The sequence below is a fragment of the Variovorax sp. 350MFTsu5.1 genome (assembly GCF_048302515.1).
GTDB classification, from domain to species: Bacteria; Pseudomonadota; Gammaproteobacteria; order Burkholderiales; family Burkholderiaceae_C; genus Variovorax; species Variovorax guangxiensis.
The window spans coordinates 4,120,279-4,144,856 of the sequence record NZ_CP157620.1 but is presented as its reverse complement, the minus strand read 5'-3'; the positions used below and the strand labels follow the sequence as shown (position 1 = coordinate 4,144,856).

The 24,578-nt window shown below is 68.7% G+C and carries 25 protein-coding genes; 5 read left to right on the top strand and 20 right to left on the bottom strand.

Annotation, left to right across the window (positions count from 1 at the left end):
- Nucleotides 1–31: 31 nt before the first annotated feature.
- The 5 genes from ABL843_RS18845 to ABL843_RS18825 form a co-directional block, all read right to left on the bottom strand.
- A complete protein-coding gene (locus tag ABL843_RS18845) occupies nucleotides 32–676 on the bottom strand; it encodes a histidine phosphatase family protein (protein ID WP_418116853.1) in 645 nt (214 codons plus the stop codon).
- 22 nt (nucleotides 677–698) lie between these two features.
- The gene (locus ABL843_RS18840; protein WP_418116852.1) at nucleotides 699–3,101 is read right to left on the bottom strand and encodes an acylase; all 2,403 of its coding nucleotides are present in this window, start codon (nucleotides 3,099–3,101) and stop codon (nucleotides 699–701) included.
- A gap of 98 nt (nucleotides 3,102–3,199) precedes the next feature.
- On the bottom strand, nucleotides 3,200–3,781 hold the full coding sequence (locus ABL843_RS18835) for a glutathione S-transferase family protein (RefSeq protein ID WP_126021980.1): 582 nt from the start codon (nucleotides 3,779–3,781) through the stop codon (nucleotides 3,200–3,202).
- Between the two features lie 34 nt (nucleotides 3,782–3,815).
- Nucleotides 3,816–4,454 carry a CDP-alcohol phosphatidyltransferase family protein gene (locus ABL843_RS18830; protein ID WP_418116850.1) on the bottom strand — a complete coding sequence of 213 codons (639 nt, stop codon included), beginning with the start codon at nucleotides 4,452–4,454 and terminating at the stop codon, nucleotides 3,816–3,818.
- Nucleotides 4,455–4,614: 160 nt separating this feature from the next.
- Nucleotides 4,615–5,358 (bottom strand): glutamine amidotransferase, encoded by a 744-nt coding sequence (locus ABL843_RS18825; protein WP_418116849.1) that lies wholly within the window; start codon nucleotides 5,356–5,358, stop codon nucleotides 4,615–4,617.
- 111 nt (nucleotides 5,359–5,469) lie between these two features.
- On the opposite strand from ABL843_RS18825, the gene ABL843_RS18820 reads away from it, so the two are divergent.
- Genes ABL843_RS18820 through ABL843_RS18810 form a run of 3 tightly spaced genes read left to right on the top strand, consistent with a single transcriptional unit; the run spans nucleotide 5,470 to nucleotide 6,719 of the window.
- Nucleotides 5,470–5,940, top strand: coding sequence for a hypothetical protein (locus ABL843_RS18820; protein WP_418116848.1), 471 nt, complete (start codon nucleotides 5,470–5,472; stop codon nucleotides 5,938–5,940).
- Nucleotides 5,941–5,947: 7 nt separating this feature from the next.
- Nucleotides 5,948–6,424, top strand: coding sequence for a ribonuclease HI family protein (locus ABL843_RS18815; RefSeq protein ID WP_369661806.1), 477 nt, complete (start codon nucleotides 5,948–5,950; stop codon nucleotides 6,422–6,424).
- Nucleotides 6,425–6,470: 46 nt separating this feature from the next.
- Nucleotides 6,471–6,719: a DUF3297 family protein gene (locus ABL843_RS18810; RefSeq protein WP_126021985.1), complete on the top strand. Its 249-nt coding sequence runs from the start codon at nucleotides 6,471–6,473 to the stop codon at nucleotides 6,717–6,719.
- Between the two features lie 15 nt (nucleotides 6,720–6,734).
- Here ABL843_RS18810 and ABL843_RS18805 read toward each other — a convergent pair whose 3' ends face one another.
- The 7 genes from ABL843_RS18805 to ABL843_RS18775 all read right to left on the bottom strand — a co-directional run bounded on the left by ABL843_RS18805 (nucleotide 6,735) and on the right by ABL843_RS18775 (nucleotide 14,588).
- Nucleotides 6,735–7,763 (bottom strand): DUF2272 domain-containing protein, encoded by a 1,029-nt coding sequence (locus tag ABL843_RS18805; RefSeq protein ID WP_418116847.1) that lies wholly within the window; start codon nucleotides 7,761–7,763, stop codon nucleotides 6,735–6,737.
- 119 nt (nucleotides 7,764–7,882) lie between these two features.
- Nucleotides 7,883–8,659, bottom strand: coding sequence for a DeoR/GlpR family DNA-binding transcription regulator (locus ABL843_RS18800; RefSeq protein WP_126021986.1), 777 nt, complete (start codon nucleotides 8,657–8,659; stop codon nucleotides 7,883–7,885).
- A gap of 173 nt (nucleotides 8,660–8,832) precedes the next feature.
- The gene (locus tag ABL843_RS18795; RefSeq protein ID WP_418116846.1) at nucleotides 8,833–11,031 is read right to left on the bottom strand and encodes a phosphocholine-specific phospholipase C; all 2,199 of its coding nucleotides are present in this window, start codon (nucleotides 11,029–11,031) and stop codon (nucleotides 8,833–8,835) included.
- 49 nt (nucleotides 11,032–11,080) lie between these two features.
- Nucleotides 11,081–11,269 carry a hypothetical protein gene (locus ABL843_RS18790; RefSeq protein WP_369661808.1) on the bottom strand — a complete coding sequence of 63 codons (189 nt, stop codon included), beginning with the start codon at nucleotides 11,267–11,269 and terminating at the stop codon, nucleotides 11,081–11,083.
- 51 nt (nucleotides 11,270–11,320) lie between these two features.
- Entirely contained in the window at nucleotides 11,321–13,408 is a 2,088-nt protein-coding gene (locus tag ABL843_RS18785; RefSeq protein WP_418116845.1) for a LamG-like jellyroll fold domain-containing protein, read from the bottom strand.
- 241 nt (nucleotides 13,409–13,649) lie between these two features.
- On the bottom strand, nucleotides 13,650–14,186 hold the full coding sequence (locus tag ABL843_RS18780) for an SRPBCC family protein (RefSeq protein WP_184637025.1): 537 nt from the start codon (nucleotides 14,184–14,186) through the stop codon (nucleotides 13,650–13,652).
- Between the two features lie 51 nt (nucleotides 14,187–14,237).
- Nucleotides 14,238–14,588, bottom strand: a complete 351-nt coding sequence (locus tag ABL843_RS18775; RefSeq protein ID WP_126021990.1) for an ArsR/SmtB family transcription factor — start codon at nucleotides 14,586–14,588, stop codon at nucleotides 14,238–14,240.
- Between the two features lie 175 nt (nucleotides 14,589–14,763).
- Between ABL843_RS18775 and bla the strand changes: the two genes are divergently transcribed.
- A complete protein-coding gene (gene bla, locus ABL843_RS18770; protein WP_418116844.1) occupies nucleotides 14,764–15,651 on the top strand; it encodes a class A beta-lactamase in 888 nt (295 codons plus the stop codon).
- A gap of 12 nt (nucleotides 15,652–15,663) precedes the next feature.
- Here the strand turns inward: bla and ABL843_RS18765 are convergent, their stop codons facing one another.
- The 8 genes from ABL843_RS18765 to ABL843_RS18730 form a co-directional block, all read right to left on the bottom strand.
- Complete coding sequence (locus ABL843_RS18765; protein ID WP_418116843.1) at nucleotides 15,664–16,551, bottom strand: amidohydrolase; 888 nt, start codon at nucleotides 16,549–16,551, stop codon at nucleotides 15,664–15,666.
- Between the two features lie 57 nt (nucleotides 16,552–16,608).
- Entirely contained in the window at nucleotides 16,609–17,037 is a 429-nt protein-coding gene (locus tag ABL843_RS18760; RefSeq protein ID WP_418116842.1) for a hypothetical protein, read from the bottom strand.
- A 54-nt stretch (nucleotides 17,038–17,091) separates the two neighbouring features.
- Nucleotides 17,092–18,009, bottom strand: coding sequence for a bestrophin family protein (locus ABL843_RS18755; protein ID WP_418116841.1), 918 nt, complete (start codon nucleotides 18,007–18,009; stop codon nucleotides 17,092–17,094).
- Nucleotides 18,010–18,044: 35 nt separating this feature from the next.
- Nucleotides 18,045–18,668, bottom strand: a complete 624-nt coding sequence (gene trhA, locus ABL843_RS18750) for a PAQR family membrane homeostasis protein TrhA (RefSeq protein WP_418116840.1) — start codon at nucleotides 18,666–18,668, stop codon at nucleotides 18,045–18,047.
- Between the two features lie 34 nt (nucleotides 18,669–18,702).
- Nucleotides 18,703–20,154, bottom strand: coding sequence for a glycerophosphodiester phosphodiesterase family protein (locus tag ABL843_RS18745; RefSeq protein WP_418116839.1), 1,452 nt, complete (start codon nucleotides 20,152–20,154; stop codon nucleotides 18,703–18,705).
- A gap of 161 nt (nucleotides 20,155–20,315) precedes the next feature.
- A complete protein-coding gene (locus ABL843_RS18740) occupies nucleotides 20,316–21,086 on the bottom strand; it encodes a class I SAM-dependent methyltransferase (protein ID WP_418116838.1) in 771 nt (256 codons plus the stop codon).
- A 26-nt stretch (nucleotides 21,087–21,112) separates the two neighbouring features.
- Nucleotides 21,113–22,867 (bottom strand): IlvD/Edd family dehydratase, encoded by a 1,755-nt coding sequence (locus ABL843_RS18735; RefSeq protein ID WP_418116837.1) that lies wholly within the window; start codon nucleotides 22,865–22,867, stop codon nucleotides 21,113–21,115.
- 40 nt (nucleotides 22,868–22,907) lie between these two features.
- A complete protein-coding gene (locus ABL843_RS18730) occupies nucleotides 22,908–23,423 on the bottom strand; it encodes an O-acetyl-ADP-ribose deacetylase (RefSeq protein ID WP_418116836.1) in 516 nt (171 codons plus the stop codon).
- 166 nt (nucleotides 23,424–23,589) lie between these two features.
- Here ABL843_RS18730 and ABL843_RS18725 point away from each other — a divergent pair, with 166 nt between their 5' ends.
- Nucleotides 23,590–24,576, top strand: coding sequence for a sialic acid TRAP transporter substrate-binding protein SiaP (locus tag ABL843_RS18725; protein WP_418116835.1), 987 nt, complete (start codon nucleotides 23,590–23,592; stop codon nucleotides 24,574–24,576).
- Nucleotides 24,577–24,578 lie beyond the last annotated feature (2 nt).

Genomic DNA, 24,578 nt, shown 5'->3' with positions numbered 1-24,578 from the left:
ACGGCATCGAGGTGGGGAATGTCCCCGGCAGCTAGGCCAGGGCCGCGTCGCCGTCGGCGTGCCGCAGCAGCGGCGTCACGGCCCATGTGGGGCCGCGGCGCTCGAAACGCAAGGGCTGGGCGTTGCCGAGCAGGCCGAGGTCGACCGGCACGCCCAGCAGGGCGGCCAGTGCGTAGAGCGTTCCGCCGTGCGCGACCACCAGCACCGGTGCGGGCAGCCGCAGGGCGGTGTCGATGGCCTCTCGCGTGCGCGAGACGAACTGCGAGAGCGTCTCGCCGCCCTCGGGCTCGCAGGCCCAGTCGATGTTGGCGGACGAGGTGCCGATGAGCGCGCCGAAGTTGCGCTCGCGCAGCGTGGCCTGCGCGGCGGGCACGAGCTTCAGCGCCGTGGCCACTGCGTAGGCGGTGTCGTTCGCGCGCCGCGCGTCGCTGCAAACCACGGTGCGGATCGGCTCGCCCGCCAGCAGCGTGGCGGCGCGCGCGGCCTGCTGCAGGCCGAGTTCGCTCAGCGGCTCGTCCACGGCCTGGAAGATGCGCAGCGCGTTGCGGCCGGTCTGCCCGTGGCGCAGGAAGTAGAAATGGTCGCAGTCGGGCGAGAGCGGCTGGTCCGCCGCGATGCGGACCAGCTGGTCGAGCCCGCTGGGCCTGGTGTGGGTGGGAGCGGTCTGCAATGACATGGATGAGAGGAAGCGTTGTCGATCAGTACGCGAGCTGCAGCGGCGCGCCCACCCGCTGCGCCTGCACGTCGGCGCGATGGAAGGGCAGCGGGTGCCACTGCTTGGCGGCGAACAGCGGCAGTTGGTCGTAGGCGCGCGGCGATGCGGGGTCGCTGCTCTGGCCGTAGGTCAGCAGGCCCTGGGCGACGGGGCCGTTGGCGTCGAAGCTCACGACCTGCATGTAGCTGCTGCCGTAGTTGATGTTGTAGCCCTTGGGGTCGATCAGCGACTGGCCCTGCGACTCCAGCTTGTTGAGCACGCCCTCGAACTCGTCGCCGCCGTGCAGCGCGATCTTCTGGCCGCGCACCAGGCGCGACTGCGGCACGCCCAGCGGCACGTCGGCCGCGAAGCCGGCGGTGCGCAGGATGCCGACCGCGTCGCCCAGCGCCTTGAACACGGCCTCGCGCGTGGCCGGCGTGGCCATGTCGAGCCCCGCCGGCGTCGCCACCGGCTGCGCGGGGTCGAAGGGCACGCGCCAGACCTTCGGAATGTCCTTGGCCTTGCGCCAGAACTCGCGAAAGAGCGGCGCGCCCTTCGAGTCGGCATTGCTGGTGCGGTCCCAGGCCGAGAGCACGCGGCAGCCCAGCGCCTGGTCGGTGCCGAGCGAGCCGCCGGCGGCGCGGCAGGCGGCTTGCAGGTCGTCCATCACCAGCATGCCGGCGAGGTTGCGGTCGCGGAAGATCACGCTGCGCAGCTCGGCCGCGCCCATGCGGTTGCCGGGCAGGCCGTCGGTGCCCGCCAGCCGGCCGCGGATTTCCATGATGCCGCTGCGCGTGCGCAGCCGCTGCGGCACGCCGACGGGGCCCACCAGCGGCGAAATGCCCGCCATCGGCGCGATGTCGGGGTTGCTGAGCCAGAAGCTGTCGTTGCTGTTCTGCACGTAGTCCGGCGTGACGAGCACCGGCATGCGCGCCGGCGCGATGATGCCGGGCGAGGCGGCCGTGCTGTCGCGATTCCATGCGCAGGCGGCGCGCGAGCCGTCGAGCACCGCCAGCCCGGCCGCGTTCAGCAGCGCCGCGGCGGCGGGCGAGGGCGCGCAGCTCTTCAGCATGTCGGCCGACACGTCGGGCACCACCGAAAGATCGGCATACATCGCGTTGCCGTCACGGTCCGCCGCGATGGTGTTGATCCATGGCATGCCCTGGTTGCCCATGGCGGCACGCAGTTCGGCCACGTTGCGGGCCTGCGCCATCTTCATCCAGGCCTCGGCGGAACGCACGTTGAGCGTGTTGGCGTCGCGGATGGCATACGCCCTCTGCGCGGTCCAGCCGAGGCCGGCGCGCGGCAGCGAGATCACCGGGCCCCACTCGGTCGAATAGAAGGTGTGCTGCACCGCAGGCGCGTTGCCCCCCGTTGCCGCGGCCGGCAGCGTCACGGTGCGCGCGAGCATCTTCCGCGGCTGGCCGTCGACCAGGTACACGGTCGGGTCGGCGGGGTCGAGCTTCAACTCGTACAGGGTGAAGCGCTTGCCGGTCGAGACGGTGTGGGTCCAGGCCACGTCCTTGTTGAAGCCGATCGCCACCACGGGGCTCAGCCCGCCGGTGGCGCCCATCACGTCGAGCTTGCCGGGAATGGTCAGGTGCATTTCCCAGAAGCGGTTGGTGCCGTTCCACGGGAAGTGGGGGTTGCCCAGCAGCAGGCCCCGGCCGTCCGGCGTGGCGTTGCGACCGAAAGCCCAGCCGTTGGAGCCGAGCTCGCCGCCCTCGGGGTTGGCGTTGAAGCTGTGGCGGCCGATCTCGGCGACGGCTTCCTTCAGTTCGACGGGCGCGGCGCCGGTCTTCGCGCCGGGCGCGGGCGGCACGGCGGCCAGCACGGCGCCGGCCAGCGCGCCCAGGCCGCCCTGGATCATCGACATCTCGGTGGCGCGCGACAGGTCGGAGGCGGTCATCGGCCTCACCCAGGGCTTGCCGCGGCAGGTTTCGGGCAAGCCATTCGGCCCCACGTCCTGTAGGTAGCGGTTGTAGCCGGCCACGTAGCCGCGCAGCGCGGCCTGCACTTCGGGGCTGGCGGTGGCGCCCGCGCGTGCCAGCGCCGCGTCGTCCATGTGATAGCGGATGAACAGGTCGATCTGCGCGTTCGGCGCGCGGCCCAGGCCCAACTCGCCGGTGTTCTGCGCGCCGAGGAACTGCGAGCGCTCGCCGCGCAGCGTGAGCAGGTGCTCGGCCGTCTGGCACACGTTGTCCTGCGCATGCGCATAGGCGCTGCCGTACGCCAGGCCCTCGTAGTCCGGCGCCGTGATGTGCGCGATGCCGAAGGTGGTGCGCTCGATGGTCACGCTTCGCCCGCCGGGCGGCGGCGCGCTGGCACAGGCGGCGAGCAGGGCGGCAAGGCCCAGCGAAAGGGCCGCGAGCGGAAACCGGGAGGGCGTGGCGTTCTTGGATGTCATGCGGGCGTCTCTCTTCTTTCTTGGAGGGGAACAAGCAAGCCGATTAAAGAGCGTGCCTTCGCCGCGCGTTGTCACCAGCGCGGCACGCCGCGCCGCGTTCAGCCGAACTTCATGCCCTTGGGGCGGGCCTGCAGCCGGTGGATGTACGCATCGATCTTCGGCCGGTTCGAGCGGCCGCCGAATGCGCGGTGCCAGATGAACATCGAACCGATCATCACGTCGGCGGCCGTGAACTGCGCCCCGAAGAGGTAGGGGCCGTCGCCAAGTTCGCGTTCGACCGCGTCCTTGGCAGCCTCGAAATTGGTCCAGCCGCGCGCGCTGTTGTTGCTGCGGATCTTCATGATGGCGTCGCCCATCGCGGGCTCGAGCTGCGAGGTCGAATAGACCATCAGCGACAGGTAGCGGCCACGCTCGGGCGAACCCACGGGCGGCGCTAGCCGCTTGCCGGGAAACTTCTCCGCCACGTACATGCAGATGGCCGCGTTCTCGAAGATGCGCGTGCGGCCGTCGACCAGCGCGGGCAGCTTGCCCGCCGGGTTGATCTTCAGGAACTCGGGCGTCTTGTGCGCCTTCTCCCTGATGAGGGTGGGCACGATCTCGTAGTCGACGCCGGCTTCGTCGAGCATCCATTTCGCGACCTGGGCTCGGCTGTGCGGGTCGAAATACAGCTTCATGGTCATGGGCGTGTCTCCTGTGGCCTTGATCGGCGATGGGTCAGAACTTCGGGATGCGCAGCGTCTTGCTGATCATGAGCGTGCCCGAGAGCGCGAACAGCAGCGCCAGCGGATGCAGCTGCCAGGGCCCCAAGACCCAGGCGCCGCCCCACACGTCGGCGCCGATGCGGCCCTGCCACGCGGCGTACGCCAGCACGCCCACCAGCACCACGCTGGTCGGGATGGGCGTTCCCTCGAAATACTTCACCTTGTCGGAGCCGGCCGAGAGCGCCTCGGCCGTCACGTTGAAGCGCGCGAGCCGGCTCACGCCGCAGCAGACGAAATAGACCAGGATCGCGCAGTCCCAGCCGCCGTTCAGCCCGGCCGCGAAGCCGAGTGCGGCGGGCGCCACGCCGAAGGAGATCACATCGGCCAGCGAGTCGAGTTCGCGCCCGAGGGCCGACTGTGTCTGCCGCCAGCGCGCGATGCGGCCGTCGAGCACGTCGAACACGAAGGCCGTGGGCGCGAGCGCGGCGGCCCACAGGAACTGCGCGAGCGAATGGCTCGCCATGAAGGCCATCGCCAGGAAGACCGCCCCCACGCCGCACGCCGCGTTGCCGAGCGTGAACACGTCGGCGAGGTGGAACTCCCGGATCATCGAGAAATGCTTGCGGGCCGGCACAGGGGAGGGGGTGTTCATGAAGGGGAAGAAAAAGGAACCGGCGGGCGGCCGATTGACCGCACCTTAACCGAAGCGGCGAGCGTAGCCTGTAGTCGCGGTCCGACGCGCGAAAGCCGCCGTCGGACAGGCCGGGTGGGATGGGTGGGTGGGGTGGGATGGGATGGGATGGGATGGGCGCTCAGGCGCCTTGGTGCGCCTCGACGATCCGCGCGAAGCGCCCGAGCAGGCTGGCGGCCGCGCCGGTGTCGACCACGCGCTCGCGCATCGCGGCCGCATCGGCGCCCATCGAGGCCAGCTCGCCGGCCAGCATCTCGATGTAGCCGCGCATGGCGTCCGCGTCGAACTCCGGATGAAACTGCACGCCCCAGGCGTTCCTGCCCGCGCGGAAGGCGTGCACCGGCTCGTGCTCGTTGCCGGCCAGCAGCACCGCGCCTTCGGGCAGGCGCAGCGCGCTCTGCCAGTGCACCGCATGTGCCGGGAACTGCGCGGGCAGGCCCTGCAGCAGCGGATCGGTGGCGGCGGCCTCGCCGAGCGTGACTGTCACCGTGCCGACTTCCGCCCCCTGCGGATGATCGCCGGCCTCGCCGCCCAGCGCGTGCGCCAGCAGCTGGTGGCCGTAGCAGATGCCCAGCACGGGCGTATCGTGCGCGACCAGCTTCGCGAGCCACGCGGCCGTGGCCTCGCTCCAGGGCTCGCGGTGCGACACCATCGCATGAGAGCCGGTCACCACCACGCCCGAAACCCCGGCCGGGTCGGGCAGGGCGTCGCCGCGTCGCGGATCGATCGCCAGCAGGGGCAGCGCGTGCGCGCCGAGCCCGTCGGCGATCCAGTGTTCGAAGTCGCCGCCCTGCCGCGCGCGCAGGGCTTCGAAAGTACTTCCCAGTTTGACGATGACGAGGGGATGCGGTCGGGGAATGTCCATCCCGCGATCATGCCGCAGGTGCGCAACCGGCACGCAACGGCTAAAGTGGGCGCCATCGGGAGCCGTTCCCGGTACCTGACCTGACCGAAGAACCCTGCCGGAAACACATCGATGCGCGCACTGGCTGCCTTCCTCGCGATCTCCGCTGCGGCGCTCGGCGCGCATGCGGCCGAGGTGGTGCGCTGCACCGATGCCAGCGGAGCCATCTCGTACACCAATGTCGCTTGCCCGCCGGGCAGCAAGCAGTCGCGGCAGGTGCCCATCCTCGAATCGCCGCCGCCCGACCCGGCACGCCGCGACTACACGCCGCCGCAGACCTCGTCGGTGCCGCCGGTCGTGCCGCCGAGCCAGGTGGCCAGCAATCCGCCCCCGGGCCCGGCCATCATTCCGCGCTACCCGGCCGAGAGCCAGCCGCAGGCCGCGGCCGAGCCACCGGGCGTGGTGATCCTGAGCCCCGACCCTTACTACGACGGCGTGCGTCCCATCCGCAGGCCGCGGCCGCCGCATGCGCACGACTCCGGTCCGCCGCCGGGCCAGCGGCCGTGCCAGAACCTCGCGGGCATCAAGCGCAGCAACTGCTGAAGTCCGGATGAGCGTGGGAGAAGAACAGGGTTGCGGCAACCTGCCGTGGACCATCTATTGCGACGGCAGCGCCATGCCCAATCCGGGCCGCATGGGCATCGGCGCAGTCATCACCGCGCCCGACGGCAGCCGCCACACGCTGTCGCAGGCCACGCACACCACGGGCTGCAACAACGAAGCCGAGTTGCTGGCGCTGACCCTCGCGCTGCGTGACCTGCGCGAGCGCGGCGCCACCGCTGTGCGGGCCTACAGCGACAACAGCATCCTGGTCGAGCAACTCGGCGCGGCAGGCCCGGAGCCGGTGGCGCCCATCGTCCGGCTGGCCGCCCTGTTCGACGAGGCCCGCGTGCTGCTCGGCAGCTTCGACGATGTGCGCCTGCAATGGATTCCGCGCCATCGCAACGGCGAGGCCGACGCGCTGGCACGCGCCGCGCTGGGCTTCGGCCCCAAGCCGCCGGCCCGACGGACCCGCAAGCGCCGGTAGGCGCCAAAAAGGGAGCCCGATCCGGAAGCCCCTATCATCACGCGCCATGACAGAAGCCACCTCCCGCCCACCTCTTCCCGACCATCTTTCCATCGACCCGCGCAGCCCGCACCACGTGGCGGCCGCCTTCGAGCACGACATCGGCATCCGCTTCAACGGCAAGGACCGCCTCGACGTCGAGGAATACTGCATCAGCGAAGGCTGGATCAAGGTGCCCGCCGGCAAGACCCTCGACCGCAAGGGCAAGCCGCTGCTGATCAAGCTCAAGGGCACCGTCGAGGCGTACTACAAGTAACCGCCGCCGGCCTCTTCAGCGCCACTGCAGCAGCAGCGACCAGGGCTGCCGGCTCATGTGGCGGTCGATGCACCCGGGCACGCCCACCGTGCCCGGTACGCACCCTTCGGGCAGGTAGCTCGGGTCCAGCCGGCGCGTGCCCGGCGCGAAATCGAGCCGGCGCCGCGTGACCGACTGCAGCACGTTGCCGCCCACGGTGTCGAAGCCTGTGGCATCCACCGCCACCACCACGTCGCAATGCATGGGCAGCAACTCGCCGCCGGTGTCCCGCGCGGCCAGCACTTCACCGATCTTGTCGAAGGTGTCCAGCCCGGCGCCGGTTCCACGCGCCTGGCAGACCAGGTCTCCGACGCGCGGCGGCGTGCGCCTGAGGTCGCAGGCCCGTAGCGCATGGCGCGTACCGCGGCCCGAAGCTTCATCGATGCCGGCCTGCCACGCGGCTCCCGCGTAGTCGGCATGCGCTTCGGAGAACACGAATTCCTCGTCCGTGAGCCCTGCCTGACGCGCCAGCCAGCTGATGAAGGCTGCCGACCAGGGCGTGTCGATCACCGCGACCCTTGCCAACGCGGCCTGCACGGCGCGCAGCTCCGCTGAATCCAGCCCCTCGTCGGGGCCTACGCCCATGCCCTGAAGGCGCCCGGCCGTCGCCTCGTTCAGCGCCTGCATCAGCAGATGGCGGTCGGCCGGGCGCAGGGCGCCGAAGCGCACCTGCGAGGGCAGGCGCGGATCGACTGCCTTCCAGTAGCCCAGCACCCGCTGCCAGGGCGCAAGAGCAGGCACGGTGCGGCGCGTGTCCTCCGCTTCGGAGTCGCCGGCCTCGGTCATGCGGCCTTCGGCATCCATCGCCTGGCCGCCGAAGGCCTCGTGCTCCTGCATGGCGAAGGTGGCCATGGCGAGCGCGCGCGAGGGCGGCGGGATCCGTGTGGCGGTGTCGAGGCAGTCTGGCGCGGCGAGCGCCAGCGCTGGCACAGCGCCGAGCCACAGTGCCCCGAGAACGGCCATCGCCCTGCGCGGGAAGGAGAAGAGGTCGGTGCGTGGCGGCATTTGGCGGCGAGCATAGCCCTCGTGCCCGTTCAGTGTTGGTCGAGCAGATAACCGCGCACCGGCCGCCACGTCTTCGTGACTTGGGAGCGGAAAGAGGCGGCTGCGCCGCCGCGCCGGCGTCAGGCCAGGATCACGCGCTCGCAGGCCTTGCGCAGCCCGGGCAGTCCCGGCAGTTCGCGTGCCTTGGCGTCGGTGACGATCACGTCGATGTCCGCCGTCCGCGCATAGGTCACGCGGCTGGCCTGGCCGATCTTGGCGTGATCGGCCAGCAGCACGAGCTGCTGCGACTGCTCGGCCATGGCTCGCGCCACGGTGGCCTCGTGGTGCTCGAAGCTCATGGCGCCGTGCTTCGCGTGCAGGCCCACGGGCGACAGCAGCGCGATGTCGGCGCGGTAGCGGTGAATGGCCTCCAGCGTGGTGTCGCCGAAGGTGGCCTGCCCCTTCACGTCGATCTGGCCGCCCAGCAGGATGGTCTGGTTGCCGGTGAGCCGGCCTTCGCCCGCGCCAGCGAGCTTGAGCGCGATGCTCAGCGAATTGGTGATGACCGTCATGCCGCTGAGCGTGGCGATTTCCTCCGCGCAGATCGACATGGTGCTGCCCGCGTCCATGAAGATGGTCTGGCCGGGTTGCAGCAGGGCGACGGCGGCCTTGGCGATGGCGCGCTTCTCGCGCTGCCGCGCCACCAGCCGTACGGCGAGCGGCGGCTCGGGCTCCGCCTTGACCGCGACCGCGCCACCGTGCACGCGCCGCAGCTCGCCCAGGCCCTCGAGCTCGACCAGATCGCGCCGAACCGTTTCGCGCGACACGGCAAGGTCCTGCACGATGCGCTCCACGCTCAGCCGCGAGAAGGTGGCCAGCAGGCTGCGGATACGCAGGAATCGTTCTTCTTGGAGCATGGAAACGCGGCTTATGGGAAGAAATGAAAAAGGCGGCGTTGCGAGACGGTCGCCCCGGAACAGGCGCGAAAGCCGCGCCATTGTGCCCGCGCCGAATGTCCGGCGCGGGCGTGATCAGGCGACTTCGCGATCGCACGATCACGCGATCGCGTGATCACGCATCGATGCCGTGGTCAGAGATCGGCCAGGCCCATGGCCGGGTCGCTCACCGAGTGCCTGCCCGTTTCGACGCGGCCGGCGAAGCGGCGGTAGAAGGCCGGGTCGGAGTCGCAGGTGACCGCGAAGTCGTACCACTGGCCGCTGCTGGCCAGCACCCAGGCCTGCTCGGCCTTGGCACCGCCCGCGACCGTTGCGGTCCACGGGCCGTCATCGCGGTAGGCCTTGGCGCGCACCGTGAACCTGGCCGTGCCGCTCGCGCCGTTGAGCATTTCCACCGAGACGTTGCCGTTGGTGATGTCGTAGCACACGCGCACCTCGGGGTCGGGCGCGCCGCCTGCGCGCAGCCGGTTCAAGTCGCCCTTGAAGTGGCGATGGAAGCCGTTGGGGCCAAGCACCCAGAGGTCGTAGAACCCGCTGTTGTCAGCGCCCGAGTTCCAGGTGTCGTCGAGCTGCTTGCCGGGCTCGACCATGTAGCGGCGCGGCAGGCGGTCGAGGTTGAGCTTGTCATAGACATGGAACACGGCGGCGGCCTTGCCGCTGTTCTTGAAGATCAGCCGCATCTGGCCCTTGACGGCGTCGCTGCGTCCGCTCACGTGCAGTTCGTAGGGCAGGGCGCGCGAGGGGCGCGAGCCGGTGGCCTGGCGGGGCAGTTGCGGGTCGAGCGGCAGCGCCACCTGTGCCAGCGCCTGCTGGTCGGCACGCAGTTTGTCGGCGGCGTCCTTGGTGGTGCGCCCCGCCAGCGTGGGCAGTGCTTCGCTGTTGGGCGTTGCGAAGTTGAACGCGCTCGTGAGGTCGCCGCACACCGCGCGGCGGAACGGCGAGATGTTCGTTTCCTTCACACCGAAGCGCGCCTCGATGAAGCGCAGCACCGAGGTATGGTCGAAGGCCTGCGAGTTGACCCAGCCGCCGCGGCTCCAGGGCGAGATGACGTACATCGGCACGCGCACGCCGGGGCCGTACACGCGTCCGTCGGGTGCGGGCTGGCTGCTGGTGCCCGGCGGCTTCGGGTGCGTGAAGCGCTCCACGGCAAGGTCCGACTCCGGCAGCGTGGTCTTGCCGGCCATCGTGCCGTCGGGGTTGAGCGAGGGTGCCGCGGGCGACGGATAGTGGTCGAAGTAGCCGTCGTTCTCGTCGAAGTTGATGAGCAGCACGGTCTTGCTCCACACCTCGGGCACGGCGGTGAGCGCGTCCAGCGCCTGCTGGATGTACCAGCCGCCCTGCACGGGGCTCGACGGTCCGGGGTGCTCGGAGTAGGTGGCCGGCGCGATGATCCACGACACCTGCGGCAGCTTGCCGTTCTTGATGTCCTGGCGGAACTGTTCGAGGAAGCCGCCGTCGGGCATGGTGTTGGCGATGCCCTTGTAGAGCGGGTTGCCCGCATCGTCGCTGGCCGGGTCGTAGGCGGGCGACGTCGTGTCGTTGCTCACGGGTTTGCCCGAGGCCTCGTTGGCCTTGCGGTACTGTTTGAAACCGGCCAGCGGGTTGTCGGTGAAGTTGTCGGGCATGTTCTGGTAGATGAACCAGCTGACCTTGGCCTCCTGCAGCCGCTCGGGGTAGGTCTTCCACTCGTAGCCGCTGGTCGAGGCACCGATGTCGTCCCATTCGTTGACGACCGAGGCCACGCCCGCGGGGCCGGCGGCGGTTTCGCCCGACGGGCCGTTGGTGCCGGTCCAGTGGAACATGCGGTTCGAGTTGGTGCCGGTGTGCATGCTGCAGTGATAGCCATCGCACAGCGTGAAGGCATTGGCCAGCGCGAACTGGAAGGTGACTTCGGCTTCCTTGAAGTAGCCCATCGACGCGTTGTTCTTGTAGCGCGGCCACTGGTAGGCGCGGCCGCCGTCCCAGGCGTTCTGGCCGTCGCTCCACGAGTGCGGCGTGCCGCTCACGCGCTGTGCGTTGCCTTTGCGGCTGTCGAGGTGGTAGGGCAGGATGACCTTGCCGTTGGCATCGCTTTGCTGCCACACATTCATGCCCTTGGGCAGCGGAATGGTGAAACGGTCGCCGAAGCCGCGCACGCCCATCAGGGTGCCGAAGTACTGGTCGAAGGAGCGGTTCTCCTGCATCAGCACGACGATGTGCTCGACGTCCTTGATGGTGCCCGTGGCGTTGTTGGCCGGAATGGCGAGCGCGCGCCGGATGCTGGGCGGAAAGGCCGAGAGCGCGAGGGCGGTGGTGGCGGTGCCGGTGAGGAACTTGCGACGTGAATTCGTCATGGATCTGTTCTTCTCTTGTTGGGGTATGGCGTAGGGCTTGATGTGGAGCTCAGGGGGCGCAGCTCTTCACGGGAGCGGCGCCGGTATCGGGTTGCGTGGGTGTCGTCGGCGTTGTGGGCGTCGTCGGCGTGCCGACGAAGCCGCCACCCCCTCCGCCGCTGCCGCCGCAGGCGGACAGGACGCAGGCCAGGATGAGCGCGGGTGCGAGGCGCACGAGGAGACGTGGGTGAAGTTGCATGGTTGGAGTCCTCTGAAGGCGTCGTTGTCTTGGGGCTGAAGGTGATCGGGGTCAGGGCAGCGTCGACAGGGGCTGCCCCGACTTGAAGATGCTGTTGAGCTCGGCGCTCGTGAGCGCGCGGTTCCAGATCGCGAAGTCGTTGAAGTCCATGGCGCCGCGCGGCGAGCTGCTTTCGCGCTGGTAGTACAGGCCGGTGCCGTCCTCGTTGAGGCCCAGGCCGTTGCCCAGGCCGCCGAGCTTGTCGACCAGCGCGGTGGTGATGGCGGTGCTGTTGGTCTGCGTGCCCCTGACCGGGTCCATCACGTAGCCGCGCATGGTGAGTGCCGCCTTGTCGATGACCACCGCCACGTAGGCCCACTGGCCTGCGCTCAGGCTGTAGCCGTTGCTGTCGGCGCGCGCGCTGCCCGTGCCCACGTTGAAGCGGATCTCGCAGCTGCCGAACAGGCCGATGGCCAGGCCCGCGTTGCCGCCTGTGGTGTAGTTCTTGTTGCCGATCACCGTGCCGCCATTGCTCACCCCCTGGCTGCAGGTGGCATCGGTGCGCATCCAGAACCCGATGGTGAAAGCCGTGACCGCGGCGTTGGTGGTGACGTCGTTGTTCTGCACGAGGCGGTAGCCGGCCATGCCGCTGGCGTTCTTCACCGTGCTGTCGATGCGCAGCGCCTTGGCCTTGTAGGGAGCGCCGAAGCCGTCATCGACCAGCGAGCCGCCGTTGGCATCGGAGGCCCACGGCGCGAGCGTGGAAGCGTTCTTCGCGTCCACGCCGGGCAGCGCGTCGAGCGGGTAGTAGTTGAGCAGTCCGTTCGCGAGCGTGGGAGCGAGCGTCACAGGTGCTTCGGGCGCGACATACGAGATCTGCGCGGCAAGCGTCACGCTGGCTTCACCCGCGACGACCGTGTACTGGAAGGCATAGAGGCCGTCGCTCGCCGCGACGATGGGATCGGTGTAGGCGGTGGAGCCGGCCGGCAGCGTGGCCACCACCTTGCCGTCGCGCAGCACCTGCACCGCGGAGGTCGTGTTGCCGGCCAGGGTCCACGACAGTTCGATGCTGCGTTTGTCCGCGCCCGTCCTGGCAGCCAGGCTGCGCAACGACGTCGAGGCCTGCAGGGCCTGGCCGGCGAAGCGGTAGTCCGTCGCCGCCGGCAGCGCGCCCAGGTGACGCAGCACGGTCGGGGCGATGTCGGTGGCGGACGCGAGCGCCAGCAGCGTATCGTCGGCCGCAGCGGCGGCGCCGACGCCAGGCTGGGCCGCCAGCGTCTTGTTGCTCGCGATGAAGATGGTCTTGCTGCTGTTGTCCTGCAGGCCGGTGGCGCTGCCGAAGGCGTCGAGGCCGTGGCCGGTGGTGAGGATCACCAGCCAGTCTTCCTTCGGGTCGTTGGTGGTGCGCTGCGCGATGCGGGCGAGCAACTTGCCTACGCTGGTGGCGGTGTCGGCGATGGAGCGCTGGTAGGCGTCGCTCTTCAGGCCGTTGCCTGCGGCCGTGGCCGGCGCGCCGTACTGCGCCACCAGCAGGTCGTAGCCGGCGTCGATGAATTGCGCGGTGCGGTCGGTGACGCAGGCGTCGGCGCCCGCACAGTCGACGGCACTGTCCACCGTGCCCGCTTCGTTCGCGAGCAGCAGCGGATAGAGCGAGCCGGCAGTGACGGAGGCCGTCCTGTAGCCGGCTGCCTTGTTGTTTTGCCTAGCGAGAGCGAAGACGGAGGGCGCGAGCTTGATGTCGATGCGCTGGTCGGTTGTGTCCCAGCGCACGTTGTGGCGCTGGGCCCAGGTGCCGGTGAGGAGCGTGGCCCAGCCGGGGCCGTCGGTGGTGCGCTGTTCGCTCGGCGTGCCGTTGGCGCCGCCGGTCCAGGCCGGCGCGACCCGCAGCGATTGCAGGGCCGGCACCTTGTTCTGCGCCATCGCATCGCGAAGCGCCGAATGCGTGAGGCCGTCGATCTCGACGACCAGTGCCTTGGGTCCGCTCTTGCCCTGGTTGACCGACGGCGGTGGCGTATTGCTGCCGCCGCCGCTGGCCGGTGGCGTGCCCACGAGCGGGACGCCCGTGCCGCCGCCTCCACCGCCACCGCAAGCCGCGAGAAGCAGCAGTACGCAAGCGCTTCCCCACGCCCGCGCACGACGCGCGTTCATTCCTCTGGTCATGTTTTCCCTCGAAGTATTGAGATGCCGGCCCGTGGCTCGAGCCCTGGGCTTGCGTGTTTCCACATGTGTTTGTGCAAGAGAATTCATTTGCAACAAAACACACAAATGCTCTGAATGCCTCGAATATTGCGTTTGCCGAGTGACAGCGGTTTGACAAGCTCTCCGAACTTCGAAGTCAGAAAAAGAAACGGGGCCCGAGGGCCCCGTGAGAGAGAAAAATGAAAAGGAGGAACGTCGCGGCTCAGCGAATCTGCGTCTCGTATTCCTTCGCGACCTCGGCGAGATTCGTCCAGAAGCCTTGGGGCTTGTTTCCCGCGAGCACGTCGATGAGCACATCGACATGCGCGTGCCAGCCGCCCGCCACGCTGAGCATTCCCTTGCGGCTGGCCAGGCGCCTGTGTGTGAGCACGAGCCGCGTGCTGTCGCCCTGCGGCGTGAGTTCGAAGCTGACTTCCGACGGCGCGGCGCTTCCTTCGTCCCAGCTGATGGTCAGCAGCTTCTGCGGCTCGATGCGCAGCAGCCGCGATTTCTGGTGGATCGGCTCGCGGCACTCGGCGAAGCGGTCGGGCGCCACTTCACCGGTGAGCTTCGTGTGTTCGAAGCGCAGCTCGAAGAGTTCGCCGGACTGCTTCGGCAACACGCCGCCTGCCAGCCAGGCGGCGCGTTTGTCGGAATCGACCAGATAGGCCCACACGCGCTCGATGGGCGCGGGCAGGGTGCGCTCCATGCGCAGGGTGCCGGGCTCGACCTGGGTGCCCAGGCTGTGCTTGATCGTCATTTGCAGTCTCTCCTTGGGTGGATGGATGAATGAAGGAAGGAAGAAAGAGGCTCACTTCCTGCGGGATGCCGCATCGCGCCGCAGTTCCTGCTCCAGCGCGTCGAGACGGTTGCTCCAGAAGCCTTCGTAGTAGCTCAGCCACGCATCGGCCATGGCCAGCGCGGACGGCTCCAGCCGGCAGACGTGTGCGCGGCCCTGCACGGTGCGCGAGACGAGGCCCGCGCGCTCCAGCGTTTTCACGTGCTTGGATGCTCCTGCGAAGGACATGCGAAAGGGCGCGCCCAGTTCCCCCACGCTGCACTCGCCGTGCGACAGCAGCTGCAGCATGGTGCGCCGCGTGCTGTCGGCGAGGGCGTGGAAGACGGCGTCGAGCCGGTCGTCTGCAAGTTCTAGTTCAACCATGAGGTTGAATATAGATCGATTCCGAGCGATGTTCAACCGAACGGTTTAGCAAAACAGGGTTGTTACACCCGATACACCCGGGACGAGAAACACCGTCGGGAGGGTGGATCGCCACAAGGGGCGCTCCTAGCATTCGCTTCGTTCCATCCACTCGCAGAAAGAAAGAGAAAACGAAATGAACCCTCTCATCCAGCGCCGAACCCTGTTGCTCGGTGCCTCGGTGCTGCCGCTCGCCGGCGCGTGCACCGCGTGGTCCGGCACCGAATCGCAGTCTTCCGCCGAGGCCCGGCTTGCCGCGCTCGAAAGCGCCGCGGGTGGCCGCCTGGGCGTGGTCGGCTTCAACACCGGCAGCGGCGCGCGCATACAGCATCGGGCGCACGAGCGCTTTCCGCTGTGCAGCACCTTCAAGCTGATGCTGGCGGCCGCCGTGCTCGAACGCAGCGCGAAGGACGCCAGCCTGCTGCCGAGGAACGTGAGCTACGGCAAGGGCGACCTGATCGACCATTCGCCGATCACCGAGAAGCACGTCGCCACCGGCATGACGGTGGCCGGGATGTGCGCCGCCACCATTCAGTACAGCGACAACGCCGCCGCCAACCTGCTGCTGAAGGTGCTGGGCGGACCGTCCGCCGTCACCGCCTTCGCGCGCGGCATCGGCGACCAGGCCTTCAGGCTGGACCGCACCGAACCCGAGCTCAACACCAGCATTCCCGGCGATCCCCGCGACACGACGACGCCGGCGGCCATGAGCGACAGCATCCAGCGCCTCGTGCTGGGCGATGCGCTCGGCGCCGGGCAGCGCGACCAGCTGCGCACCTGGCTGCTGGGCAACACCACCAGCACCGAGCGCTTCCTGGCGGGCGTTCCCGCAGGCTGGAAGGTGGGCGACAAGACCGGAGCGGGCTCCTACGGCTCGACCAACGATGTCGGCGTGCTGTGGCCGCCGACCGGTGCGCCCATCGTGCTGTCCGTGTACCTGACCTTCCCGCAGAAGGATGCCAGGAACCGCAACGACGTGGTCGCATCGGCCACGCGGATTGCTGCAGCGGCTCTGGCAGGTTGAGGCTTCGCGGGTTCAGCGCAGGCCGAACAGCCCGGCCGCGTTGCCCCAGGCGATGCGCTGCGCCACGTCGTCCGGCAGATCGCCCAGCCAGGCCCGGTAGCCGCGCATCGTTTCGTCGTAGCTGCTCCAGCGCTGGTTGATCCAGGTGTCGGAGCCGACCATGAAGCGCCCCGGATGCTTGAGGATCAGCGAGCGCCATTCGGGGCAGAGCCTGCCGCCCTCGCAGGTCAGCCCCGGCCGGTACGAGAGCTCGCCCATCAGCAGCGGATAGCGCTCCAGCATCGCCTGCACCCGTTCGACCGGCGTGCCGCCGATGCCCGTGTGGGCCCAGATGAGGCGAAGCGACTGGCCCTTCGAGGGTGCATTCGCCATCAGCAGGTCGACCGCCACGTCGTCGACATGCGCGAGTACCGCGAGTTTCTCGCGCTCAGCCAGCGCAATCAGCTTCTTCGCCACCGGTCCATTGGCGTTCGCACTCTCGTACAGATGGAATTCGCCGAGGCCTCGATACGGGCCGCTGGCGGTGCCGCGCGCGAGTTCGGTCAGCACCATCTCGTAGATGGTCTCGTCGCGGAACCAGTTGGTGTAGTCCTCGCGGTTGCGATAGAGCCGCACGAAGGGCACGACCGTCACGCCCGCCGCGCGCGTTTCGCGCGACGCAGCCAGCGTCTGCGTGCCGGCGTTGGGGCGCGAGTTCGCGATGATCGCCCGGACGTCGTTGCGCTGCATGCGCGCAAGCGCCTCGGAAGGCGGGAAGGGGCCGGTGTTGCCGTCCCAGGCTTCCTGGTTGTAGTGCAGGTGGGTATCGAAGATTGGGCCCTTGTACGGGCCCTGTGTCCCTTGGGCGAACACCGTGCCGGCGGCCAGGAGCATGGCGATGGCGGATGCGACGGCTCTCATGCGTACCCTCTTGATGAAAGGAGCCGGATTATCCGGCCCTCGACGCGATCCCGGGCGCTAGAGCTTCTTCCAGTTGAGGCCATCGGCCGAACGATAGGTGCCGCCGCTGGCGCAGCAGCCGCCCGCGCCGAAGGCGCGACGCCCGAGCTTCGCCGTGACCTGGCCCGCATCGAAGCTCAGCGACTGGCGCTCGCAGGCGGTAGGAAAGGGATACGGCTCGGGGGCGAGCACGCTCGTCCATTCGATCCGGCCCTGCGCGCCCTGCTGCACGCGAAGGACTTCGCAGTCGTGTACCACCAGATGAACCGGCTGGCCCGCGAGCGTGCCTTGGAACACCTGCTCGGCAGGCGCGGTGCGGATGGCGATTTCTTCGGCGCCGGGTTGCGAAGCGGTGCCGGCGCGGTCGCAGCCCGCGAGGAGCGTGACCACGGCGCCCGCCACGATCGCGAGCATGGTGGGCAGTGGATGCCTGGGCTTTGTCAGCATGGGAAATTGCGTGTTCGAGGAATCGCAGACCGCCAGCGCCCGGCCGCTCGCTCCTCAGGTCTGTATGTATCCCGCGGGTCCGGCCATCGGAGACGACACAGCCTGCGGCTCCCCCAGCATCTCGCGCAGGGTCGACTCGATGGTGTGCGACATCGCATCCAGCGCAAGGTCGTTGGGCTGCGTGCCGAAGGGCTCCTCGATCTCCGCGCCCAGTGCCTCCAGCGCGAAGAAGGTATAGGCGATGAAGGCGACCACCACCGGCGTCATCGGGCCGATCGCGTCCACGAGCCCGAAGGGCAGCAGCACGCAGTACAGGTAGATGGTGCGGTGGATGATGACGGAGTAGGTGAACGGTATGGGCGTGCCCGCGATGCGCTCGCAGCCGCCCAGCGCTTCGGTCAGGCGGCCCAGCGGGTGCTCCATGGCCTGAGCGAGGGTAGGGTCCAGCCGGCCTTGCTGGCGCTGGTCGCGCAGCCATTCGCCCACCATCAGCAGCAGCATGGCGGGCTTGAAGCGCGCGGCACGCAGGCGCGCGCTGTCTTCCCCGGGCAGAAGCCGGGCGAGATCGGCGGAAGGATCGGTGCCTCGCAGCTGATGACGCAGCGCGTGGACGAAGGCGATGAGCCGCATCGCGGGTGTCGTCGCCTCCGAGGGCGCGTCCGCCAGCGTCAACGCCTGCCGCACCAGCGTGCGCGTTTCGTTGAGCAGCGTGCCCCACAGCGTGCGAGCCTCCCAGTAGCGCGAATAGCTCGTGCTGTTGCGAAAGCCCAGGAAGATGGCCAGCGTCAGGCCGATGAGTGAGAAGGGCACGAAGTTCAGCGGCACCTTCCACTGGAAGAGCCTGCCGTGCAGCACCGTCACCAGCACCGCGAAGGCGGTGGTCCACAGCAACTGGGGCGCAATGTCCGACAGGACCGAGCCGCGCCATACGAAGAGCATGCGCAGCCAGTGGGGGCGGGGTCGGACGATCATCGGCGGGGATTATCTCCGCGACGCCGCCGTGGGGACTACAGGACGAACCAGCCCACAGCCACGTAGTGGCTCGTCGTTCCCGCCAGCACGAACAGATGCCAAGCCCCGTGGGCATGTTTGAAGCCCGACCGGTTGCGATAGAACACGGTGCCCGTCGTATAGAAGGCGCCACCGACCAGCAGCCACGCCAGTCCCGCTGTATCGAGTCGCGCGGCCAGCGGCACCGCGGCCAGAACCACCAGCCAGCCCAGGCCGATGTAGATCGGCAGCGACGGCTTCTTCGGCGCGCCGTTCTTCGCCGGAACCAGCTCGCGCCGGATACCGAAGATCGCCGCGCCCCAGATCGTCGCCAGCAGCAGCAGGCCCCAGGGGCCCTGCATGGTGACCAGCGCGAAGGGCGTGTAGGTGCCGGCGATCAGCAGGAAGATTGCGCAGTGATCGGCGCGCTCCCACATGCGCTTGAGGCGCCCGCGCGTGCTGTGAAAGAGGGTGGAGGCGGCGTACAGCGCCACCGCCGAGAGGGAGAACACCAGCGCGCCGGCGATGCGCGCGGCGTCGCCGGTGGGCACTGTCTTGACGAGAAGCAGCGCCATCGCGGGCAGAGCGAGCAGCAGGCCGAACAGATGGCTGTATCCGTTGAGGCGCTCTCCGGGGTACATCGTGTTCGTCGCCTGCTTTCGCTTTCGGCCTCGCTCAGCGGCCCGTTTCCTTCAGGTAGGTCTTGCGTGCCGCGAAGGCGGTGTTCGCGAAATCCGAGAACACGCCGTCGATGCCCGCTCGGAAGAAGGCGAGGTACTCGGCCGTCGGGTCGCCCTTGTAGACGCCGGCAAGGTAGTTCGCCTCGTTGCGGAAGGTGTAGCTGTGCACGAAGAGGCCGGCCTTGTGCGCGTCGGCGATCAGGCTGGTGGGCTTGATCGTGTTCACGTCGGCAAGGCCCTTGCCCGCGACGAAGGGCACGATGGTGTGGGCCATGACCTGCGGCTTCCACGGGCCGATGCCGTCGGCGTAGGTCTTGATCTCTGCTAGCCCTGTGGGCGTGAGCATTTCACCGAAGAATTTCGGATTTCCCGCCAGGGTCCAGCTGTAGGGGCGGCCATCGATGAAGGTGTACTCGTCGTTGGTGACGTAGATCATCTCGCCCGTCTGGTAGTTGACTTCGTTGCCGTCGATCAGCTGCACCGCGCGGGCCCTCATGCCGGCCGAGCGCAGGTACTTCAGGCTCTCGGGCTCGAAGCTCTGCACGAAGATCGGCGCGTCCTTGCGGTTGAGGTCGTTGAAATTCATGACCTTCAGGAGCGCGTCTTCCAGTGGATGGCTGTCCGCCGGGCCGCAGCCGTTGGCGATGGCCTGGGCGTTGTTCCAGATCGGGTTCTTGGTTTCCGGGTACACGGCGAGCGTGCGGCCGGTGGCGGCGCTCTTGGCCTTGGCGATGTCGATCAGCTCCTGGAAGCTGATGATCGGCAGCTTGCCGTTGAGGTCGGTGGGGCGCTGGTCCCTGGCGTCGTAGGTGGTGCCGCGGATCCACTGGCGCAGTTCGTCCATCGTAAAGTCGGTGATGGACCAGTCCCCAGTGTGGTCTTGACCATCCACGATGAGCGACTTGAGTACCGACTTGGGATCGTTGGGGTCGGTCAGATCGCTCCAGTATTGTGCGGGGCCGTTCTCGGGCGTGACCGGATACTTCACGTTGACCTTGACGCCCGGCACGGTGCGCTGGCGCGCAGCCACAGTGGTGTTGGTCTTGGCGACCTCGGCGATGTTGGTGTTGTCGCTCAGCCAGGGGTTGTGGCGCGCGACCAGTACGCAGTCCTTGGTGAGGTGCAGGTCGGTTTCGAGCGAGTCGGCGCCGGCGTCGGCGGCGGCTTCGTAGGCGGTCTTCGTTTCTTCCGGATACAGGCCCGGCAGGCCGCGGTGGCCGATGACCAGGGGCACGGAGCCATCGAGCGTGCCCAGCGGCGCGGGGGCGGGCGGAGCCGGCGTGGGGGCCGGGGCGGGAGCGGGCGCCGGCGGGAGCACCGGCAGGGAGATGCCACCGCCGTTGCCGCCGCCGCATGCGGTCATCAGCAGGCTGCCGCCGACGAGCGTGATTGCTGCGATGGTTGCGAGAACGGGACGGGGCGCAGGCGCGGGAACGCTCTTTTTCATATGTGGTTTTCAGGTGTTGTTGAAGAAGAAACGAAAGCCGCCGGATGCTAGGTATGCCCCGTGACGGGACAGTGACCAGCGGGGGCCCTCGAAACTCCATCTGAAACAGCCTGAAAACCAGCGCCGGATCAACTCCGGCTCGGCTCCGGCTCGGCTCCGGATCAGGGCCGCGTGCCCACCAGCACGGGCTGGAAGAAGGCACCGTCGACGCGCCGCACGTCCTTCAGCCCTGCCTCCTGCATGAGCTCGCACAGCCGCGTCGTCGAAATGGCGTAGTAGCGCGAGCGCATCACCCGCGTGCTCACCGCCTGCGTGGCGAGGTCCTCGGTGACGAAGAAGAAGCCCAGGTCGTAGCGCTCGCCCTTGCCGCCGTCATCGAAGTCCCAGACCTGGAACAGCACGTGGCGCTTGCCGTCGTCCACGCGAGCGCCGTAGTGTTTCACGAGGTTGCTGCCGCGCTCTTCCTTCGCGTAGTCGCGCACGCTGACCACGCAGCCGCCGCCGGGGCGCAGGCAGGCCGTCATCTGGCGCAGGGCGGTCAGCAGGTCGGCGTCGGTCTGCAGGTGCGGCATCGAGTTGTCGCAGGAGATCACGATGTCGAAGCCGCCGCCGTGATGCGTGTGCGCCTCGCGCATGTCGCACACCGAGACGTCGATGTCGAGGCCGCGCTGACGGGCCTCGTTCCGCGCGCGTTCGACCTCGTTGGCCGACAGGTCCGAAGCCGTCACCGCATGGCCGAGTGCCGCGAGGCCGAGCGCCTGGGTGCCGATGCCGCAAGACACGTCGAGCACCTTGCGGCTTGCCTCGCCGCACGGCCATTCGGCCTCGAAGAGCTGCGAGAGCTTTTCGCCCTGCAAGCGGATGCTGTCGTTCCAGTCCGGATAGATCAGGTGATAGAGCGGGGCGAGTTCGTCGTAGAAGCGGTCGGTCATGCGCCCATTGTGCGGGCGCGCGCCGGCTAGCGCGGCACCTTGCCGGTGGTGTCCGGCGCGCGCAGGAAGTCGAAGTCCACGCCCTTGTCGGCCTGCGTCACGGTCTGCAGGAAGAGCTTTCTGTAGCCGCGCTCGGCGGTGGGCTCCACCACCGGCGATTCCTTTGCGCGCCTTGCCAGCTCTTCGTTGGTCACCAGCAGCGAGATCTCCCGATTCGCCACGCTGAGGCGGATGCGGTCGCCGCTGCGCACGTAGGCCAGCGGCCCGCCGATGGCCGACTCGGGTGTCACATGCAGCACGATGGTGCCGAAGGCGGTGCCGCTCATGCGGCCGTCGGAGATGCGCACCATGTCCTTCACGCCGGCGCGTGCGAGCTTGCGCGGAATCGGCAGGTAGCCCGCCTCCGGCATGCCCGGGGCGCCCTTGGGGCCGATGTTCTTGAGCACCAGCACGTCGTGAGGCGTCACGTCGAGTTCGTTGCTGTCGATGCGGCGCGCCAGGTCCTCGGCGTTCTCGAAGACCACGGCGCGGCCTTCGTGCTCCATCAGCACCGGGTCGGCGGCCGACTGCTTGATGATCGCGCCGCCCGGCGCCAGGTTGCCCCACAGCACGGCGATGCCGCCCTGCGGGTAGATCGGCTGCGCCACCGGGCGAACCACGTCCTGCGCGAAGCCGGGGCCGGCGGCCTCGATCTCCTCGCCCAGCGTGCGGCCCGTGACCGTGAGCGCATCGAGGTGCAGCAGCGGTCTGAGCTCGCGCAGCAGCGTGGCCATGCCGCCTGCGGCGTGGAAGTCTTCCATGTAGTGCTGGCCCGAGGGCTTCAGGTCGAGCAGCACCGGCGTCTCGCGGCCCATGCGGTCGAGCGCGTGCAGGTCGATCTCCAGGCCCATGCGCCCGGCGATGGCCGCGAGGTGCACGATGCCGTTGGTCGAGCCGCCGATGGCCAGCAGCACGCGCATCGCGTTCTCGAAGGCGGCCGGGGTGAGCACCTTGTCGATGGTGAGGCGCTCGCGGGCAATCCGCACCGCCTGCGCGCCGGTCTGCTCGGCGATGCGGATGCGGTCGGCCGTCACGGCCGGCGGCGAGGCCCCGCCCGCCACTGTCATGCCCAGCGCCTCTGCGATGCAGGCCATGGTGCTGGCCGTGCCCATGACCGAGCAGGTGCCGACGCTCGCCACCAGCTGGTTGTTGACGTCGGCCGTTTCCTCCGCGTCGATCTCGCCCGCGCGGTAGCGGGCCCAGTAGCGGCGGCAGTCGGTGCAGGCGCCCACGCGCTCGCCGCGATGGCTGCCGGTGAGCATCGAGCCGGTGATGAGCTGGATGGCCGGCAGCCCGGCCGACGCCGCGCCCATGAGCTGCGCCGGCACGGTCTTGTCGCAGCCGCCGATGAGCACCACAGCGTCCATGGGCTGCGCGCGCACCATCTCCTCGGTGTCCATGGCCATCAGGTTGCGCAGGTACATGCTGGTCGGCGCGGCGAAGCTCTCGTGCACCGAGATGGTCGGAAACTCCATCGGCAGCCCGCCCGCGAGCATCACGCCGCGCTTCACCGCCTCGATGAGCTGAGGCGCGTTGCCGTGGCAGGGGTTGTAGGCGCTGCCGGTGCTGGCGATGCCGATGACCGGGCGGTCGAGCGCGGCATCGGTATAGCCCGCGCCCTTGATGAAGGCCTTGCGCAGGAAGAGCGAGAAGCCGCGGTCGCCGTAGCTGGTGAGGCCCTTGCGCATGCCGGCTTTGGCGTTGCCGTCGTTGTCGTCGGGCTCGAACTTGGATTCGGTCATGGGTGTGGGGGGTGGTTTTTCTTCAGGGGCCGATGCGGCATCAGGCCAGCACGGCTTCATAGATGGCAAGGTCTCCGGCGGAGAAGCAGCAGAAGACCACTTCTTCCACCGGCGATGCGGCATCCGCCAAGGCCTCCCGCACCGTGCTCACCGCCAGCCTTGCCGCCGGCTCGACCGGGTAGCCGTAGATGCCGGTGCTGATGCCCGGAAACGCAACGCTGCGAACGCCGTGCGCCGCCGCGAGCGCCATCGACCGCCGGTAGCACGACGCCAGCAGCTCCGGCTCGCCCGAGTCGCCGCCGCGCCACACCGGACCGACCGTATGGATGATGAAGCGCGCATGCAGCCGGTAGCCCTTGGTGAGCTTGGCGTCGCCCGTCTTGCAGCCGCCCAGCAGCCGGCATTCGTGCACCAGCTCGGGCCCGGCCGCGCGGTGGATCGCTCCATCCACGCCGCCGCCGCCCAGCAGCGAGGAGTTGGCGGCGTTGACGATGGCGTCCACCCGCAGGGTCGTGATGTCGGCGCGGATGGCGCGCAGTCTGGTCGTATCTGTCATGTGCAAAGGCATCGTAGGCGCGCTGGCCGGAGTCGGGCAAACCCGATTACGAAGAAGGTTTCAAATACTTACGATTCCAGCGCCGGACGCATTCGCCTGGCACCCGTCGCCGCGTGGCTTCGATCTTGCATGGGGTGCGGGCTGTTCTCAACCCGAGGGAGAGTCGATGAAAAGCTTGTTGCCGTGGCGCCGCGCCGGTGTTTTTCTCTGCCTGGCGTTCGCGGGCGCGGTGGCTGCCCATGCGCAGGCGCTGCAGTTCAAGTGGGGCCATGTCTACGAGCCCACGAGCATCTTCCACCAGCAGGCCGAACTGGCGGCGCGCAAGATCGCCGAGCAGTCCGAAGGCAAGATCAGGATCGAGGTGGTGCCTTCTTCCAAATTGGGACAGGAGGGCGACTATCCGCTGATGCTGGCCAACGACTCGATGCAGATCGCCTACGTCGGGCAGGCCACGCTGGCCGAGGGCTATCCGCCGCTGAGCCTGGGGAGCTACCCCTTCGCCTTCAAGGACCTCGACCACATGCGCAAGTACCTGGCGAGCCCGCTGCTGGCCGAGCTGATGAAGGGCTACAACGAGAAGAGCGGCAATCGCATGGTCGCCTCCGTCTACTACGGCGCGCGCCAGGTCACATCGGCGAAGCCGCTGGCCAAGCCGGAGGACTTCCGCGACCTGCGCCTGTACGTTCCGACCGCCGCGGCCTACCAGCTCTTCGCCACCGCGGTCGACGCCAAGCCGGTGACGCTGCCCTTCATGAGCCTGTACGGCTCGCTCAAGAAGGGCGAGGTGGAGGCGCAGGAAAACCCGCTGGACATCGTCAAGTCGAAGAAGCTCTACGAGGTGCAGAAGTACGTGCTGCTGACCGCGCACGTCTACGACACGCTGGGCATCGTCATCGGCAAGGCCGCGTGGGGCAAGCTGACTCCGCAGCAGCAGGCGATGGTCGAAAAGGCGCTGGTGGAAACAGCCAAGTGGACCAACGTCGGCGTGATCGCCGGGGAGCTGGAAGACGAGAAGTTCCTGCGCGACAAGGGCATGACCGTGTCGCCGGCCAACCGGCAGCTGTTCCAGGAGCGGGTCGTCAGGCGCTCGACGCCAGAGCAACTGGGCGCGCGGCCGGGCGACTATGCGCGGCTGCAGGCGCTGGTGAACTAGGG

Coding starts and splice junctions, on each gene's coding strand:
- ABL843_RS18785 (WP_418116845.1), bottom strand. CDS start 13,408: ATGACCAGAGGAATGAACGCGCGTCGTGCGCGGGCGTGGGGAAGCGCT.
- bla (WP_418116844.1), top strand. CDS start 14,764: ATGAACCCTCTCATCCAGCGCCGAACCCTGTTGCTCGGTGCCTCGGTG.
- ABL843_RS18730 (WP_418116836.1), bottom strand. CDS start 23,423: ATGACAGATACGACCAGACTGCGCGCCATCCGCGCCGACATCACGACC.
- ABL843_RS18810 (WP_126021985.1), top strand. CDS start 6,471: ATGACAGAAGCCACCTCCCGCCCACCTCTTCCCGACCATCTTTCCATC.
- ABL843_RS18790 (WP_369661808.1), bottom strand. CDS start 11,269: ATGCAACTTCACCCACGTCTCCTCGTGCGCCTCGCACCCGCGCTCATC.
- ABL843_RS18815 (WP_369661806.1), top strand. CDS start 5,948: ATGAGCGTGGGAGAAGAACAGGGTTGCGGCAACCTGCCGTGGACCATC.
- ABL843_RS18725 (WP_418116835.1), top strand. CDS start 23,590: ATGAAAAGCTTGTTGCCGTGGCGCCGCGCCGGTGTTTTTCTCTGCCTG.
- ABL843_RS18845 (WP_418116853.1), bottom strand. CDS start 676: ATGTCATTGCAGACCGCTCCCACCCACACCAGGCCCAGCGGGCTCGAC.
- ABL843_RS18740 (WP_418116838.1), bottom strand. CDS start 21,086: ATGACCGACCGCTTCTACGACGAACTCGCCCCGCTCTATCACCTGATC.
- ABL843_RS18780 (WP_184637025.1), bottom strand. CDS start 14,186: ATGACGATCAAGCACAGCCTGGGCACCCAGGTCGAGCCCGGCACCCTG.
- ABL843_RS18825 (WP_418116849.1), bottom strand. CDS start 5,358: ATGGACATTCCCCGACCGCATCCCCTCGTCATCGTCAAACTGGGAAGT.
- ABL843_RS18840 (WP_418116852.1), bottom strand. CDS start 3,101: ATGACATCCAAGAACGCCACGCCCTCCCGGTTTCCGCTCGCGGCCCTT.
- ABL843_RS18835 (WP_126021980.1), bottom strand. CDS start 3,781: ATGACCATGAAGCTGTATTTCGACCCGCACAGCCGAGCCCAGGTCGCG.
- ABL843_RS18735 (WP_418116837.1), bottom strand. CDS start 22,867: ATGACCGAATCCAAGTTCGAGCCCGACGACAACGACGGCAACGCCAAA.
- ABL843_RS18830 (WP_418116850.1), bottom strand. CDS start 4,454: ATGAACACCCCCTCCCCTGTGCCGGCCCGCAAGCATTTCTCGATGATC.
- ABL843_RS18765 (WP_418116843.1), bottom strand. CDS start 16,551: ATGAGAGCCGTCGCATCCGCCATCGCCATGCTCCTGGCCGCCGGCACG.
- trhA (WP_418116840.1), bottom strand. CDS start 18,668: ATGTACCCCGGAGAGCGCCTCAACGGATACAGCCATCTGTTCGGCCTG.
- ABL843_RS18775 (WP_126021990.1), bottom strand. CDS start 14,588: ATGGTTGAACTAGAACTTGCAGACGACCGGCTCGACGCCGTCTTCCAC.
- ABL843_RS18745 (WP_418116839.1), bottom strand. CDS start 20,154: ATGAAAAAGAGCGTTCCCGCGCCTGCGCCCCGTCCCGTTCTCGCAACC.
- ABL843_RS18800 (WP_126021986.1), bottom strand. CDS start 8,659: ATGCTCCAAGAAGAACGATTCCTGCGTATCCGCAGCCTGCTGGCCACC.
- ABL843_RS18820 (WP_418116848.1), top strand. CDS start 5,470: ATGCGCGCACTGGCTGCCTTCCTCGCGATCTCCGCTGCGGCGCTCGGC.
- ABL843_RS18760 (WP_418116842.1), bottom strand. CDS start 17,037: ATGCTGACAAAGCCCAGGCATCCACTGCCCACCATGCTCGCGATCGTG.
- ABL843_RS18795 (WP_418116846.1), bottom strand. CDS start 11,031: ATGACGAATTCACGTCGCAAGTTCCTCACCGGCACCGCCACCACCGCC.
- ABL843_RS18805 (WP_418116847.1), bottom strand. CDS start 7,763: ATGCCGCCACGCACCGACCTCTTCTCCTTCCCGCGCAGGGCGATGGCC.
- ABL843_RS18755 (WP_418116841.1), bottom strand. CDS start 18,009: ATGATCGTCCGACCCCGCCCCCACTGGCTGCGCATGCTCTTCGTATGG.